Raw genomic sequence first — 16,476 nt, forward strand, 5'->3', positions numbered from 1 at the left:
TTACGCTCTCCAGAGAATCTGCGCCGTCCATCCGGCACAAGCGACCAGCCACAAGATCGTGGCAACCTGCAATACGAGGCGTATAGAAACCGGTTTGATGTAATCCATCCAGATATCACGCATACCAACCCACGCGTGATAGAACAAGGAAAGGAAGGTCACAAACGAAAACATCTTGAACCATTGCTGAGCGAACAAGCCAGCCCAACCTTCGTAACTGAAATCAGTCGCGGTCAAGAAAGCAATCAACAGAACCAGCGTATAAGACGCCATCACAATCGCGGTAACGCGTTGTGCCAGCCAGTCTTTTAAACCGTAGTGGGCACCGACGACCAGTCTATGTGGTCCGATATTGTCATTCGCCATCAGAATGCTCCAAACAATTTAAGTGCGACGAGTGCGGTCAAAGGCAGGCTGAATGCGAAGACGATCACAGCCGATTTTTTTGCCGTGTTTTTATCCAGGCCGACATGCACATCCATCAATAAATGACGAATGCCCGCACAGAAATGGTGCAGATAAGCCCATGCCAACGCAAGGATAATCAGCTTGACGAACCAGTGAGAGGCTATGCCTTTGAAATGCTCAAAAGAGGTTTCGGACAACAAACTTTTATCGAGCAAAAGCAAAATGAATGGCAGCAACACAAACATCAAGGCGCCACTGACGCGGTGCAATATCGACAAAATCCCTGCTAAGGGCAAACGATAATGACCAAGGTCAGTAATGTTGATGTTACGAAACTGCTTCTTGCTTGTTTTGAGTGAATCAGACATGGCATGACTTTCCCAAACGAGATGAACCGCTGATTTTCACCGATTTTGGTGCACCACACCAATACATATTATTTGTCATAACGTGCACCAACATAATGTATTACTCATACGTACTGATCTACCTATTTAATAATTAACCGAATAAAAATGCATATTGCGATGCACGCTTAATTCAACTCATTGCGATAATGATAATTATTGGTCACATAAAAGGAGCGACGCACCTCTACCGGCTTATCACCATAACTAAATGAAATCCGCGTCACACTAAGTAAAGGTGTGTTAACCGGCAACTGCAATAAATCCGCAGCAACTTGATCGGCAACCACAGCCTTGATATTTTCGACCGCTCGTATCATTTGCGTACCGAATTCGGTCTCCAGCAAGGCGTACATAGGCCCTTTGTATTGCAAGACGCGCTCAACCGATAAACCTTTGAAAATCGATCCCGGCAACCAAAGCTCTTCTAAAATTGTTGGCGCACCATCGAATGTCTGCATGCGCTTGAGGAAAACAACCGAATCCCCTGCCTTGATATCAAGTTGGCGCGCAATATCCGCAGGCGCGCGCAGGCGTCTGGCATCAATAATGGTGTTGTCGGGATAAAGTGGCTCGCCAACGTCTGGCTTCAGGCGCAAGAAACGGAACTGCGCACGCGCTTCATGATGCGTTGCGACAAATGTGCCCTTCCCTTGTCGCCGCACAACGAGATTTTCCGCGGAAAGCTCATCAATGGCTTTGCGTACTGTGCCTTGGCTAACCTTGAAGCGCGTCGCCAAGTCCATTTCGCTCGGGATCAGCTCACCAGGACGCCACTCACCAGATTGCAGGCTACGCAGTATCAATGCCTTGATTTGTTGATAAAGCGGACTGAAGGTCGGAGAAGAACTCGCCGTCCCGCCAGCAGCAGGGCTGGCAGCATTTTTATTCGGCAAGGAAGTAGGTGCTGAACTCATAGTGTGGATTTCACCACAAAACCACCTTTGCCGTCTAGCAAAAGATGGAAATTAACATGTCTTATATAAGACATAAGATATATATTGACAGCCAAATCACAGAAGCCTAAACTCGCGATCAACACAGCCCAACCTCTTTTCGCCATTCGGATCGAGGTCAATTATTGACTAATGCATTTTAATAACCGCGCTGACTTCTCAGGTATACAACTGTATCATTGCGCCACGCGGAATATTTTCCAAATACCTGACCTTAACTTCATCATTACCTTGGAGATTCAACATGGCTAAAGCCCCAATGCGTGTCGCCGTTACCGGCGCCGCCGGCCAGATCGGCTATTCCCTTCTGTTCCGCATCGCTAACGGCGATTTGCTTGGTAAAGACCAGCCTGTCATTTTGCAATTGCTGGAAATCGCCGATGAAAAAGCACAAAAAGCGCTGAAAGGCGTCATCATGGAAATCGACGATTGCGCGTTTCCATTGCTGGCTGGCGTAACGGCACACAGCGATCCAATGACAGCGTTCAAGGATATCGACGTTGCATTGCTGGTAGGCGCACGTCCACGCGGCCCAGGCATGGAACGCAAAGATCTGCTGGAAGCGAATGCACAAATCTTCACGGTACAAGGCAAAGCGCTGGATGCAGTCGCATCGCGTAACGTCAAAGTACTGGTGGTCGGCAACCCAGCCAACACCAACGCATACATTGCGATGAAATCGGCACCTAACCTGCCAGCGAAAAACTTCACCGCCATGCTGCGTCTGGATCACAACCGTGCCTTGTCGCAAATCGCGGCAAAAACCGGCAAGCCAGTTACCGCAATTGAAAAATTGACTGTCTGGGGCAATCACTCGCCAACCATGTATCCGGATTATCGCTTCGCAACGATCGATGGCAAATCGGTTAAAGATGCGATCAACGACGAAGTCTGGAACAAAGACGTATTCCTGCCTACAGTCGGCAAACGCGGCGCAGCCATCATCGATGCACGCGGTGTATCTTCCGCAGCATCCGCTGCCAACGCTGCCATCGATCACGTCCGTGATTGGGTACTCGGTACCAACGGCAAATGGGTCACCATGGGTATTCCATCGGACGGCTCCTACGGCATTCCGAAAGACACCATCTTCGGCTTCCCTGTCACTGTTGAAAACGGCGAATACAAAATCGTTCAAGGCCTGGAAATCGATGCATTCTCGCAAGAGCGCATCAACCTGACCTTGAAAGAATTGATGGAAGAACGCGAAGGTGTGAAACATCTCTTAGGCTGATGTTCACAGCGATGGACAAGTGATCGCAGGATCGCTTGTCCATTTTTCTCGTAGCAAGTCTGACCATTACGTCATTAACGCACCACACATGCATCCTTCAGAAGTCCTCTTTCAAGGCAAATGTCCGCCGGTTTCTATCCCGGTATGTGATCACTATGCCGGTTCCGAAAAATTGATGCGCAAATCCCTGGCGCTACAAAAGGAACTAGGTCCAGTCTTCGACATTACATTTGATTGTGAAGATGGCGCAGCACATGGCAATGAAGCCGCCCATGCGCATTTGCTCGGCACACTCGTTGCCGGCGAAGAAAATCTATACGGCCGAATCGGTGCTCGTGTACACGACGTCACCAGCGAATTCTTCGAGCAGGATATCGAAATTATTCTGCAACACGCAGCGCAACGACTGGCCTATCTAGTCGTGCCTAAAGTCGATAGTGTTGCCGATGTAGAAAACGCGATTACGCTCATCAATCATCATGCGAAGAAACAAGGCCGCGACAACTTACCCGTCCACGTCTTGATAGAAACGCATGGCGCACTCGCCGACTCATCTGCCATTGCCGCTTTACCGCAAGTTGAGTGCTTGTCCTTCGGCGTGATGGATTTTGTTTCTGCTCACTACGGTGCCATTCCCGGTAATGCCATGCGCACTCCGGGACAATTCACGCATCCACTATTGGTGCGTGCCAAGCTGGAAATCGCAGCCGCCTGCCATGCTCATGGCAAAACACCGTCGCACAATGTCACGACCGAAATCAACGACACCTCCGTCGTTGCAAGCGACGCGCATCGCGCCGCCGCTGAATTTGGCTATACACGGATGTGGAGCATCCATCCGAACCAGATCAAACCGATTTTGAAATCATTTGCACCACGACTATCCGAAGTGAACGAGGCGGCAGAAATACTGTCGCAAGCACAAGCCGTTCAATGGGGCCCGATACAACACAATGGAAAGCTGCACGATCGCGCCAGCTACCGTTATTACTGGACGATATTGCAGCGTGCGCAGGCCAGCGGAATACCGCTGCCTGAATCCGCACACACTATTTTATGAATACAGCTTCCTCTGCAGAAAAATTACTGCAGTTGAATCAATTACTGGAGATTCCGGCATGAAAAAAATACTCTGCGCATTTCTGATGATCGGCATGTCGTCGGCAATCGCTCCGGCTTTTGCACAATCAAGCGCCGCAAGCTCAAGCACGACCACCAAAAAACCAGTTAAAAAAGCAGTCAAGAAAGCTGCTGTCGTTGCAGCACCTGCTGCTGCCGCTGTTGCCGATGATGATAATCAGGAAGATCTCGGCGAAGCCAATATCGAAGGCTCTGCCGTTACTAACTTCAGCTGCGAGCTTGGTAACAAGGTCACCATCTACACCAACGATAACGACGACAAACACATCGCCATCCGCTGGAAAGACAAAGTCCATCGTTTAGGCCGCATCGGTACCAGCACCGGTGCCAACCGTTTTGAAAATCGTAAAGCAGGTCTGGTATGGATCAACATTCCATCCAAAGCCATGCTGCTCGACTCAAAGAAAGGCCAGCAATTGGCCAATGAATGCAGAAATCCAGAACAAGCAAAAGCACAAGCTGCAAAAGGTTGAATAGTTACAGCGATGCCGCAAGCCGCCGCCGAAATCTGACGGCATCGTGCATTAAATTTCGTATCGGTTATTAGTATTAAGGAGAAATCATGTCGCGCAATACATTGAATACACTCAAGGAATTCAATATTTCAGGTTCCAAAAAAGGCGAGTTCTACTCCTTGCCTGCGCTGGGCAAAAAACTCGGCGTGAACGTTTCCCGTTTGCCGGTTTCCATCCGTATTGTGCTGGAATCAGTACTGCGCAATTGCGACGGTAAAAAAGTTACCGAAGAACACATCAAGCAATTGGCCAACTGGTCGCCAAATGCAACTCGCACCGATGAAATTCCTTTCGTCGTTGCACGCGTCGTGCTTCAGGATTTCACCGGTGTGCCATTGCTCGCCGATCTGGCTGCCATGCGCAACGTCGCCAGCAAATTGGGCAAGGATCCAAAAGGCATCGAACCGTTAGTGCCAGTAGATCTGGTCGTCGATCACTCGATTCAAATCGATCACTTCCGTCAAAAGAATGCGCTCGATCTGAACATGAAACTGGAATTCCAGCGCAACAATGAGCGCTATCAGTTCATGAAATGGGGCATGCAGGCATTTGACACCTTTGGTGTTGTGCCACCAGGCTTCGGCATCGTACATCAAGTCAATCTGGAATACTTGGCACGCGGCGTACACAAGAAAGACAACGTTTACTACCCAGACACACTGGTCGGTACTGATTCGCACACCACCATGATCAACGGCATCGGCGTAGTCGGCTGGGGCGTCGGTGGTATTGAAGCGGAAGCTGGCATGCTGGGCCAACCAGTTTATTTCCTGACACCTGACGTTGTCGGCGTGAACTTGACTGGTCAGTTGCGTGAAGGCGTGACCGCAACCGATCTGGTTCTGACCATTACCGAATTGCTGCGCAAAGAAAAAGTCGTCGGCAAATTCGTCGAATTCTTCGGCGAAGGTACAGAATCGCTGTCGTTGACCGACCGCGCTACCATCGCCAACATGGCACCGGAATACGGCGCAACCATGGGTTTCTTCCCAGTTGACGATGCAACCATTGATTACTTCAAAGGTACAGGCCGTACCAAAGCTGAAATCGACGCGTTCGAGTCCTACTTCAAAGCACAAAACCTGTACGGCGTACCAAAATCCGGCGAGATCGATTACACCCACGTCGTCGCACTGGACCTCGGTTCGGTTGCACCATCATTGGCTGGCCCTAAGCGTCCGCAAGATCGTATCGAAATCGGTCACGTCAAACAAAACTTCGCAGACTTGTTTGCCAAACCAACTTCGGAAAACGGCTTTAACAAGAAAGCCGAAGATCTGGATGCTGTCTACACCAACAGCGACGGCGTTAAAGTCAAAAACGGTGATGTGCTGATCGCAGCCATCACCTCCTGCACCAACACCTCCAACCCAAGCGTCTTGCTGACTGCTGGCTTGCTGGCGAAAAAAGCAGTCGAAGCAGGCTTGAAAGTATCGCCACACATCAAGACCTCGCTTGCGCCTGGCTCACGTGTCGTAACGGAATACCTGCAAGCTGCTGGCTTGCTGCCGTACCTGGAAAAACTCGGCTTCGGCGTCACCGCTTACGGTTGCACAACCTGTATCGGCAATGCCGGCGACCTGACACCAGCGATGAACGAAGCGATTGTGCAGCATGACATCGTGGCGTCTGCCGTATTGTCTGGTAACCGTAACTTTGAAGCGCGTATTCACCCGAACATTCGCTCCAACTTCCTCGCCTCGCCACCGTTGGTTGTCGCTTACGCGATCGCCGGCAACATGACACGTGATCTGATGACCGAACCAGTCGGCCGCGGCAAAGGTGCTGATGGCAAGATGCGTGACGTTTATCTGGGTGACATCTGGCCAACCAGTCAGGAAGTGTCGAAGCTGATGAAGTTTGCGATGAATGCGAAAGTCTTCAAAGACAATTACGCACAAGTCAAAACTGCACCAGGCAAGCTGTGGGAAGGCATCAAGGGCGTTGCAGAAGGTCAAGTCTACGACTGGCCAACATCGACCTACATCGCTGAACCACCGTTCTTCAACGACTTCACGATGGAACCAAAAGCTGCTGCAACCAGCATCACTGCTGCACGCGCACTCGGCGTATTTGGCGACTCGATCACCACCGATCACATCTCGCCTGCTGGTTCGATCAAGGACACCAGCCCAGCTGGTAAATACCTGAGCGAAAAAGGCGTGATGAAAGCCGATTTCAACTCCTACGGCTCACGTCGTGGCAATCACGAAATCATGATGCGCGGCACCTTCGCCAACGTGCGTATCAAGAACTTGATGATTCCAGTCAAACCAGACGGTTCGCGTGTTGAAGGCGGCATCACTCTGCATCAGCCTAGCGGTGAAGAAATGTCGATTTACGATGCAGCAATGCGTTACGTCAATGACGGTACGCCTACCATGGTCTTCGCTGGCGAAGAGTACGGCACAGGTTCGTCGCGTGACTGGGCAGCCAAAGGTACGCAACTGTTGGGTGTTAAAGCTGTGATCGCACGTTCATACGAACGTATCCATCGCTCCAACTTGGTCGGTATGGGCGTATTGCCATTGCAATTCCTCGGTAACGACAGCGTCACCACGCTTGGCATCACAGGCAAAGAAACCTTCGACCTGAAAGGTCTCGAAGGCAATCTGCGTCCACAGCAAGAAGTGACGCTGGTGATCCATCGCGCCAATGGCGAAGCGCAAGAAGTAAAAGTACTGTTGCGCATCGATACACCTATCGAAGTCGATTACTACAAGCACGGCGGCATTCTGCCATTCGTTCTTCGTCAGTTGCTGGCTGCATAAGTTGACTTTATTCCATGCGCTTCCTGCGCATGAAATGCAAAAAGCCGCATGAATTATTCATGCGGCTTTTTTAATGTGTGGACGATATCTACACGCATCATGCTCAAAGTCGCATGCAAGCACTTGGTGCCGGTGTAATCCACTACAATACAAGTTCATCTTCCTTCTGCAGATTATTCATTCATGCGTCGTCCGTCCAAAAATACTAGCCAGAAACTGTCTGCCGACAGCCAACGATTGGCAACGCTCGCCCAAGCCATCATTCAAGCGGCAAGCCGCCTGGAAGAACGTAACTGGGAGCGGCAATTGGATACATTGCTGCGCAAGCTGTTAAAGAATGATCATCAAGACACCATCGATGCTGCACTCGATCATTTATTCAAACAGGAATCTGCTGCCTACGATGCCTTGATGGAATGCGCGGAAGCCGCCAGCGAATCCTGTCAGATCGAACAAGATGGCGTACTTTATGATGCATTGCTGATTGCGATGCCGATATTGGCGTGGACACGCTTTTCCATTGCCTCCGGCGCGATACCGACAGACGTGACGACGACCTTGTCCGCACATTTGCACGCACACATGCTGGCAACGGAGACCAAAATGGTCATGGCATCTGCCCTATTTTCTATTGATCAATTGCCACGCAACCATGCAGAAACCTTCGCCTTCACACACCGCATGGCGCAAGCTGCATTAAAAGGTGCGGCACTGAAGCAACCTACACAAGCACCCGAAACAGCGCCCTTCCTCGCCGATACACGCTATCTGCTGGCCGTTGTCACTGCCGTCGCAGGCGAACCGCTATTCCGCTGGCAGGCATCAGCCAATCTGGCAGAACGCGATGAAGCATTGGCGCAATGGAATGCGCAAGCGATGCCGAATATCGCACGCTTGCTGCCAGGCTGCGGTATTGAATTATTACTGCCAGAAGCCTACTTCGTTGCCTGTCGCGAAGGCGACAAGCAAATCCGGCCAGCATCAATACGTGCGGCCGTGCATTACCTGACGCATACGTTGAACGTAGAGCCTAGTGCATTGCAGGCAATTATCGGCAGCTTTGGCGAAGAATCTACAGACGGCCGCGTCGATGAATATCGTATCGGCTTTACGCTGGAAAAAGATACTGATGTGGTTTACGGCATTGTATGGCCGCTGTATGGCGAGGAAGATGATGCAGAGCTGCAGTATCGCAGCGTTGAAACATCAACCGATCCGGTGATCTCTGCCGACATCGAACGCAAGTCGCCAATTGAAGAAATTCTCGCCCTACTTGAAGAATGCGGCATCGTGAATGTCAAACGCCACACCGAATGCTTTGCAATGGAGTTCTGCGACGATTGCGGCTCACCGCTCTACGCTGATATGAATGCAGAATTGGTCCATGCAGAAATGCCGGAAGGCGCACCCGCAGGATCAACCCATCTGCACTAAGATTCGCGCGCCATCTATTAAGCCAGATTTACCAAGCGGTAAATGGGTGGCGCAATAAATTGGCATTGAAATAGCGCGGGTCGTCCGTCACTTCTTCGGCGACCCAATCAGGCTTACTGAAGACCTGCCCTTCACTCTCCAGCTCGATCTCGGCCACAACCAAACCTTGGTTATCGCCAAAGAATTCATCTACTTCCCACACCAGACCATCGTGAACAATACGTGTACGCGTTTTTTCGATCAACGGTCGTTCACACAAGCCATTCAGTAACTCATCGGCCTCATTGATGGGAATCGGATATTCCCATTCGCCGCGCGTGATACCGACCATGCGCCCCTTGATCGTCAAGGTCGCCGAAGCATCTTCGATGCGCACACGTACGATACGATCGCGATCTGACGACAGATACCCTTGGCGTATTGCAACCGCCTGCCCCAATTTTTTCCAGTCCGTACCGCGCACCAGAAATTTTCGTTCTATCTCGACGCTCATCTTGCACCACGCTCAAGATGATGCAGAATCGGCGACAGCATTTCTTTACCCAGATTCGCACTGCGCGCACCATTCCAGCCGACTTTCGGCTCTGGCAAGCGTGCGTTGTCCTTGAATGGCATCTCTAGCGTCAAGGAAACGCATTTGAATGTATGGCCTATGTATTTGGAGGCCAGCTTCAACATGTCTGCACGATACTTCCCTGCGCTATATCCAACCTCGGTTTGAAAGTCTTCGCTGGCACGCAAGAATTGCTCGATGAAATTTTCCTGCTCGCTGGCTTGCTGTGGCGAAAAGCCTTCCAGCATTTCACTACCGGCCACGAAGACATAAGGTAAACCTTCATCACCGTGTATATCGAGAAACAAATCACAACCAATTTCATGAATTTTATTTTTTACGTGAAAGACTTCCGGGCTGCTTTCCAGCGTGGGCGTCATCCACTCGCGATTCAGATTGGCACCTGCTGCATTGGTGCGCAAATTTCCATGTATCGCACCGTCCGGATTCATGTTCGGAACGATATAGAACACGGCATGTTTCAATAGTTTTTGCGCAAGCGGATTAGCTTGATCCAGCAAAGCATCCACCATCCCCTCCGCAAACCATTCCGCCATGGTTTCGCCTGGATGTTGGCGCGCGATGACCCAGATTTTTTTCGATGCTGATGGATCGCCGATTACCAACACATTCATATCGCGACCTTCAACCGTACTACCCAAATCCTCCAGGTGTACCAGTGCAGACATTTGCGCGCGAGCCAGTAAATCCAGATGGCGTTCCCATGGATATGGCTCGAAGTAAGCGTAATACACGCTGTCGAATTGCGGCGTATGCGCAATCGTCATCACCTTGCCATCGAATGCCGTCGCAACACGAAACCAATTTTTACGATCGTAACTGGCAACGGCTTGATAATTTTTCCAGCCATCCGGATAAGTTGCTTCACCAGCATTCAGGAAACGCAATGTACAGCGTTCTCCACGCGCGCCTTGCAGACGGAAATAAAACCATTGCGCAATATCCGCATTGGAATCCTTCCGCAAATTAAGCTCGATAGATTGTGCCGAATCAGCGCGCAGCACATCAATTGCGCCGGCATCGAAATGGGAACTGATTTTGATAGTCATCACTTATTTCCGAATGGTTGGCTTGATCATGGCCAACAGGATATCGTAAAGCCGTTGATTGTTGCTGCGGTATTGGATTTTTTGAAGAAGTTGAGAAGCCGAATATATGACTCAACTAGGTAATGCGGAAAATTGGTGCCGGTATATTTTCGAACCGCCGGCTCCGGTAATTGCAACGAATGTTATAGCGCATAGACAGATATGGATATCGGACACGTCTGATTATCACGTAGGACAAGTGGTAGCGGAACGTTCATATCGGCAATACATGCATTGCAATAATTTTTCTCGTGAAATATAAGGACTGTATCCCGCCAAACAAACTTCAGACCAGACCAAACTCTTTCATCGCCGGCATGAGGTTGGCATTCTTGTGTCCAGAGCGCGTTAGCTTGATCAATGCGAATCGCTGCAGATCACTCAAAGAGCGCCACTGCGCTAGTGTAGGTAACGGCAGAGCAAGCTCCGTAAGGCTGACAATCACTGGCGGTGGGATCATCTGCGTATTTTTCCAGGCAGGCGATGCATCAATTTCTACAGATTCAATTGCTGCATCCGGATTATCAGCATGCGGTGCCAGCATCGCGGTCAAACACTCACGATAGACGCGCTGCTCTACTTCAGATGAACATGGCAGGGTCACCAGTAACTCGCGCTCGTCACGACTCAATGTAATCCATGCAGTGAGAGAAATTCTAATGCCACACGCATCCAGATTGAAACGCATGACCATAGGAATACGGCGCAATGGATAGCGTCCATCTTGTTCGAAGTCAAAAAGCCCCTGCATGATTAAACGATGCCGCCAATAACAAATGTCTCTGCTCGACTGACTACATCTTGAGTCGTACTGTTCTTCATTCTTTTCTTCTAAAACCGTTATGTTTCATCGCTCGTTAAAGCCATGTCTTTTCAAAATCTCCTGCCCTGCCGATGACAGAACAAAATGTACAAAGCGCTTTCCTTCTTCAGATTGCGAAGCTGCTGCAATCCCGTAAGCACTGCGCACATTCAAGTCATCCGGTATCTGCACCACATTCAGTTCCGGCAAGGTGTGCTTCGTTACAAGAGCATTGGTGCGATACATGATATAGACATCGGCTTTATCGTCTTCAAAAGCAGTAATGTAAGGCAGCTTCTCGCCAGCTACCGGCATGCTTGCGCCAGATAATTTCAAAACCTTGGCATTGAGTGTTTGATAAAACCCTGACTGCTGTTTATCTGCATTCCGAAAAAACTGCCAAGTGTAATCACCCATAGGATCACTTAACGGCGTAGAAGTCGCCACACGCACCGTCGGATTCGCCAGCAATGCCAACAGATTATCTTCACGCACATCCAACTGCGGCCGCGCAAGCACACACAAGTCGTTATGCGTAAATACCGTTGATGCCGCCAGCAGCTTTTTCTGTGCAAGCGCTTCAGTATGATCAGTCGATGCCGAAGCGAATACATCCACTTTGGCACCCGCTTCTATCTCTTGCCTCAACTTCCCCGACGGACCGTACTCCGCCGTAAAGGCAGTACCACCTTGCGCCTGATAAGCAACGATGATTTCATCCATCGCAGTGCGCAAACTACCGGCGGCTAACAGTAATGGTGGATTGATCATCAATGAGGTTTCTGCCTGCCCTATAAAGGAATGAGTTGAATCACCATGATCATTACTGTTGTGAACATTTTGGCAAATATTTTCATCAAAACAGAGAGTGCATGGCCAACTTGCCTGCCATAGTACGCATCATTTCAAACATCTCCAATATGCGTATCTTTGCATATAGGCAGCCTCGGCATCCCTGAGATAAGCGCACTGTCAGGAATCTTCGATATATCGCTAACCAGCGTCAAAAAATCCGTAACTCTTTGATTTAATTGATCTGCGTACAGGGATTCGAACACGCCACATCACCTTGCACCCGATGGATCAGAGCGTCTCAATAGAGAAAAATTTTGACTGAGTTCTAGCTTGTGAAAATTAGATGTTTCCATTTTCACACCACATCGCAGTGAATTTTAGAGTTATAAAATTCCTGTTCCTGCTTGCTTCTAATGCACTTCGGCATAAGCTCGGCGTAAGTTAGTGTGAGTAGTATCAAGTTGCATAAAACAAGAATTACACGTCTGCCACAAGAAGAAGCTAGGAATGTCGTCCTCACCTAAAAAGCCTCCGTGGCATTGAAACTTGTCGTTTTTTAAGTCCAATCTGCATCCTGCCAAGCAAAAAAATGAAGGCGAGACAGATCATTTGCGTGGAGACCGCGATATGTTCAGGAATAAAAACAAAAGTTTTCCCCGATGGCTAACACGGGCTGCGACGCTGTTAACAGCAGTCGCTGCGGGAGTCGGATTAGCGCTCGGCACCTGGCAATTAACTGACAGCACATTGGCATTACCTTGGCTGCTGTTGATAACCGCATTGGTCAGCGCCGGCTTGCTCGATGTGCTGCATCATCGCGGCGGTGGCAAGAGCCTGGACTTTGTTAACAAGGTAGGCAGCGAAATTGATCACATCATGATCGGTGCTGCCGAGACTTCTTTTTTCGTCGATTCAATCAAGAACAAAATTGCGCAAGATGTACAGGCAGCTAATGGCATCGTTGCCGGCTCAGAACAAAATGCCAGCACCACTGAACAAATTGCCGCCAATGCTGAGCGTGCATCACAAGTTGCTGCCGAAGTACGCACCGAAAGCGTCGCTGGCCGTGCTGAAGTCAATCTGGGACTAGAACAAATCAGTAAGGCGCGCGATGATGCACAAGCAGCATCAGAAATGATGCGCGTACTACAAGACAAATCGCGCCGCATTCATGGCATCACTGAAGTCATCAGCGAAATTGCTGCTCGCACCAATCTGCTGGCACTCAATGCTGCCATCGAAGCGGCTCGTGCCGGAGAACATGGCCGAGGTTTTGCCGTGGTTGCTGGCGAAGTGCGACAACTGGCGCAGCGAACCAAGGAGGCAACCGATGATATCGGCTCCATGGTAAGCGCCATCAATGTCGAGGCAGAACGAGCCACTGCCGGCATGCATGCACTCAGTAGCAAGGTGATGGAAGCTTCGCAGAACGTAGAACGGGTACATGGATTTCTTGGCAATATCGAGCGTGCCGCTAGCAGCTCCGAAGAAGAGATACAACAAATTGCACAAGCCTCGCGTGAACATGTAGAAACCACTCATAGAATTGCAGCAGCCATTCTGAAAATCCGCGACGGCATGCTGGCGACAGATACAGAATTGCCGCGCGTTGCGGCATCAGCGATGGCCTTGTCGGAACGTGCCGAAGTAGTTTACGACGCAATCGCCGAAAGCGGAGCAGCTACCCAGCACGATCAGATCCGTCTCGTTGCAAGCGAGGCAGCACGTCAAATTGGAACGATGTTTGAACAAGCCATCGCTAACGGACGTATCACTCGCGAAGCGTTGTTTGACCGTCAGTATCGGCCATTAGTGAATACGTCACCGCCCAAGCACACGACTCAATTCGACGCTTTCACAGATCGTGTTTTACCGGAGATACAAGAACCAATACTGAATGCGATGCCGCAACTGGCTTATGCCGGGGCCGTCGATGACAACGGTTACTTCCCTACCCATAACCGGAAATTTTCCAAGCCACTGACCGGCGACTACGATGTCGATCTGGTGAATAACCGCACCAAACGCATCTTCACCGATCGCACCGGCAAGCGCTGCGGCTCGAATACCAAACCGTTCTTATTGCAGACTTATAAGCGCGATACCGGCGAAGTCATGCACGATTTATCCGTGCCTATTTATGTGTATGGAAAACACTGGGGTGGCTTTCGCATCGGCTACCGTTCCAGTTCGGTAGAGCTTGCGCAGCCAGCAGCAGTTGTGACGATTGCATCACCGTCAGCAGTCAGAGCACCGTTGCGAGTTGCAGATCGTGCGGAGGTTAAGCAGCCACAAGTTGCTCGCATTTCCGCGAGAAGATCCTGATCGGGGCTAACTGATTGATTCGATCAATGCGCTATTAGAAATCATGGACTCTCCTTAGGGAGATAGGACTGGGGATTTATTTTCTGCAGCTTCTCCAGCAAGCTTGCATCGGATACTTCTCCAATGCGAGAGTCCATTAAGTTACCGCTTGCATCAAAAAAATACGTCGAAGGCATCCCTTTAACTCCAAATTCCTTTCCGGCGACACCCGATGTATCCATGAGTACATTTCGTATCATTAGATGATTTGATGCCAAGAACTGCTCCACTTGCAACTTCGACTCACCCTGATTAATAAACACAAAATTAATGCCAGGATTCTGTTGCTGTGCCTTCTCAAGAACTGGCATCTCTCTCTGACAAGGCGGACACCAAGTTGCCCAAAAATTGATGACCGTAGGCTGGCCCTTAAACTTTGCCAGATAAACCTCATCGCCAGTCATTGAATTAAGTTTCAAGTCAGGAATAGGAAGTGCATCCTTTGCCAGCATTGCCAAGGCGACAGTCCCAGCTATCCACACTAAGCTAGAACCGAACATCACGAGGAGTAGCGGCTTCCTTAAATAAACTTTCCTTTTAATCAGTAGAAGTGCATACAGCCATGCAGCTATAACACCCGCCTGTGCGTTCCAACCGCCATCTCGTATATCAAGAATATCTAATGGGCTGGAAAAATAAGCTGCTCTGTATTGAATAACAAATGCGATACGAGCCACCAATACCGCGACAACGAGAATTTTGAAAAAATGATTCTCGATAGTCTTTTCAGTGCCCTTATCCACAAGCTTCGCAATAAGGTTGCCGATGAAGACTGCTACGGCAATCAAAATAAGTGAATACGGAATCGCGAGCGGGCCGATTTGTAAAGATGATGTCATCGATTGCCATCCTGTCTAATGAACTGAGAAAAACGTTGTATCAAGCCGGAAGATGAGAACGCTACTCACGCTAGACTCGACGGATGGATGCAACACCCAGCCTTCCTGTGAGTGTTACTGTGGAGTGCGCCTAAGATCGCAGCAAGGCTTGTTAGATCCTCAAAAACAAAAAGGCCAATCAGTTGATTGGCCTTTTTGTTTTTAATTTTATTGGTCGGGACGGAGTGATTCGAACACTCGACCCCTTGCACCCCATGCAAGTACGCTACCAGGCTGCGCTACGCCCCGACAAGCGAAAAATTATACCAGAGCAGGAATGTATTTTCGTCATGCATCAGCGTGAAATTCTTGCACTAACGCAGTACTTATTTCAGCAGCGCCAAAATCTCGATCAGTTCATTGCGAATAGCTGATAACTGACCGGAGTCGACTGTTGCAGCAGGTGGAGCATCATCGTCCAAGTGCGCATCCAGAATACGGCTATCCAGCTTATTACGCGCGCCGCTGATAGTGAAACCTTGTTCGTACAGCAGTTCACGAATACGACGAATCAGCAGTACTTCATGATGCTGGTAGTAGCGGCGGTTACCGCGACGCTTCACTGGTTTCAACTGCGTAAATTCCTGCTCCCAATAACGCAGGACGTGCGGCTTCACGCCACACAATTCGCTGACTTCACCAATGGTGAAATAACGTTTTGCGGGAATCGGTGGCAATGCAACCAATTCTGGTTTCTGGATCCGTTCGTTCATTTAATTCAGGCTGTATGCGCGAGCGGTTTTTGGCTGGAATCCTCTACCATGCCTTTGAGCTTCTGGCTCGCATGAAAGGTGACGACGCGACGCGCCGTGATTGGAATTTCTTCCCCGGTCTTTGGATTACGTCCCGGACGCTGCGGTTTGTCACGCAACTGGAAATTGCCGAATCCGGACAATTTGACCGCTTCGCCACGTTCCAGTGCGTTACGAATTTCATCGAAAAACGTCTCGACCATATCTTTGGCTTCGCGCTTGTTCAAGCCAACTTGCTCAAACAGCAACTCAGCCAACTCAGCCTTGGTCAAGGTTGGCAAGTCTTTTTCAGCTTGCGAACGCACCTGCGCCTCCAACATCGCGCGGTTGAGATCGGCAGCTAATACTGATTGGAGTT

At 49.8% G+C, this 16,476-nt stretch carries 16 protein-coding genes and 1 tRNA gene; 6 read left to right on the forward strand and 11 right to left on the reverse strand.

Annotated elements, in window-relative coordinates:
- From sdhD to BQ6873_RS04180, 3 genes are all read right to left on the reverse strand, one after another.
- A complete protein-coding gene (gene sdhD, locus BQ6873_RS04170; protein ID WP_076591523.1) occupies positions 1-366 on the reverse strand; it encodes a succinate dehydrogenase, hydrophobic membrane anchor protein in 366 nt (121 codons plus the stop codon).
- Positions 366-776: a succinate dehydrogenase, cytochrome b556 subunit gene (gene sdhC, locus BQ6873_RS04175; RefSeq protein ID WP_076591524.1), complete on the reverse strand. Its 411-nt coding sequence runs from the start codon at positions 774-776 to the stop codon at positions 366-368. Before sdhC ends, sdhD begins: the two co-directional genes overlap by 1 nt.
- Before the next feature lie 167 nt (positions 777-943).
- A complete protein-coding gene (locus BQ6873_RS04180) occupies positions 944-1,732 on the reverse strand; it encodes a GntR family transcriptional regulator (RefSeq protein ID WP_076591525.1) in 789 nt (262 codons plus the stop codon).
- Between the two features lie 283 nt (positions 1,733-2,015).
- Between BQ6873_RS04180 and BQ6873_RS04185 the strand changes: the two genes are divergently transcribed.
- The 5 genes from BQ6873_RS04185 to BQ6873_RS04205 all read left to right on the forward strand — a co-directional run bounded on the left by BQ6873_RS04185 (position 2,016) and on the right by BQ6873_RS04205 (position 8,865).
- Positions 2,016-3,005: a malate dehydrogenase gene (locus tag BQ6873_RS04185; protein ID WP_076591526.1), complete on the forward strand. Its 990-nt coding sequence runs from the start codon at positions 2,016-2,018 to the stop codon at positions 3,003-3,005.
- Between the two features lie 88 nt (positions 3,006-3,093).
- Positions 3,094-4,065, forward strand: a complete 972-nt coding sequence (locus BQ6873_RS04190) for an HpcH/HpaI aldolase/citrate lyase family protein (RefSeq protein WP_076591527.1) — start codon at positions 3,094-3,096, stop codon at positions 4,063-4,065.
- 58 nt (positions 4,066-4,123) lie between these two features.
- On the forward strand, positions 4,124-4,618 hold the full coding sequence (locus BQ6873_RS04195) for a hypothetical protein (protein WP_076591528.1): 495 nt from the start codon (positions 4,124-4,126) through the stop codon (positions 4,616-4,618).
- A gap of 89 nt (positions 4,619-4,707) precedes the next feature.
- Positions 4,708-7,431: an aconitate hydratase AcnA gene (gene acnA, locus BQ6873_RS04200; protein WP_076591529.1), complete on the forward strand. Its 2,724-nt coding sequence runs from the start codon at positions 4,708-4,710 to the stop codon at positions 7,429-7,431.
- 183 nt (positions 7,432-7,614) lie between these two features.
- Positions 7,615-8,865, forward strand: a complete 1,251-nt coding sequence (locus BQ6873_RS04205) for a DUF2863 family protein (RefSeq protein ID WP_076591530.1) — start codon at positions 7,615-7,617, stop codon at positions 8,863-8,865.
- Positions 8,866-8,893: 28 nt separating this feature from the next.
- Here the strand turns inward: BQ6873_RS04205 and BQ6873_RS04210 are convergent, their stop codons facing one another.
- The 4 genes from BQ6873_RS04210 to modA all read right to left on the reverse strand — a co-directional run bounded on the left by BQ6873_RS04210 (position 8,894) and on the right by modA (position 12,100).
- Positions 8,894-9,358, reverse strand: a complete 465-nt coding sequence (locus BQ6873_RS04210) for a CYTH domain-containing protein (protein ID WP_076591531.1) — start codon at positions 9,356-9,358, stop codon at positions 8,894-8,896.
- The gene (locus BQ6873_RS04215) at positions 9,355-10,488 is read right to left on the reverse strand and encodes a M14 family metallopeptidase (RefSeq protein WP_076591532.1); all 1,134 of its coding nucleotides are present in this window, start codon (positions 10,486-10,488) and stop codon (positions 9,355-9,357) included. Before BQ6873_RS04215 ends, BQ6873_RS04210 begins: the two co-directional genes overlap by 4 nt.
- 325 nt (positions 10,489-10,813) lie before the next feature.
- Positions 10,814-11,278 carry a nitrate reductase associated protein gene (locus BQ6873_RS04220; RefSeq protein WP_076591533.1) on the reverse strand — a complete coding sequence of 155 codons (465 nt, stop codon included), beginning with the start codon at positions 11,276-11,278 and terminating at the stop codon, positions 10,814-10,816.
- A gap of 96 nt (positions 11,279-11,374) precedes the next feature.
- Positions 11,375-12,100 carry a molybdate ABC transporter substrate-binding protein gene (modA, locus tag BQ6873_RS04225; protein ID WP_083664382.1) on the reverse strand — a complete coding sequence of 242 codons (726 nt, stop codon included), beginning with the start codon at positions 12,098-12,100 and terminating at the stop codon, positions 11,375-11,377.
- 651 nt (positions 12,101-12,751) lie between these two features.
- On the opposite strand from modA, the gene BQ6873_RS04230 reads away from it, so the two are divergent.
- The gene (locus BQ6873_RS04230; RefSeq protein WP_076593934.1) at positions 12,752-14,449 is read left to right on the forward strand and encodes a methyl-accepting chemotaxis protein; all 1,698 of its coding nucleotides are present in this window, start codon (positions 12,752-12,754) and stop codon (positions 14,447-14,449) included.
- Positions 14,450-14,490: 41 nt separating this feature from the next.
- Here the strand turns inward: BQ6873_RS04230 and BQ6873_RS04235 are convergent, their stop codons facing one another.
- From BQ6873_RS04235 to BQ6873_RS04250, 4 genes are all read right to left on the reverse strand, one after another.
- Entirely contained in the window at positions 14,491-15,327 is an 837-nt protein-coding gene (locus tag BQ6873_RS04235) for a TlpA disulfide reductase family protein (RefSeq protein WP_076591535.1), read from the reverse strand.
- A gap of 211 nt (positions 15,328-15,538) precedes the next feature.
- Positions 15,539-15,615: transfer RNA gene (locus BQ6873_RS04240), tRNA-Pro, on the reverse strand.
- A gap of 77 nt (positions 15,616-15,692) precedes the next feature.
- The gene (locus BQ6873_RS04245; protein ID WP_076591536.1) at positions 15,693-16,079 is read right to left on the reverse strand and encodes a MerR family transcriptional regulator; all 387 of its coding nucleotides are present in this window, start codon (positions 16,077-16,079) and stop codon (positions 15,693-15,695) included.
- A 5-nt stretch (positions 16,080-16,084) separates the two neighbouring features.
- Complete coding sequence (locus BQ6873_RS04250) at positions 16,085-16,438, reverse strand: integration host factor subunit alpha (protein WP_456237242.1); 354 nt, start codon at positions 16,436-16,438, stop codon at positions 16,085-16,087.
- Positions 16,439-16,476 lie beyond the last annotated feature (38 nt).

The sequence above is a fragment of the Herminiimonas arsenitoxidans genome, from assembly GCF_900130075.1.
Lineage (GTDB): Bacteria > Pseudomonadota > Gammaproteobacteria > Burkholderiales > Burkholderiaceae_D > Oxalicibacterium > Oxalicibacterium arsenitoxidans.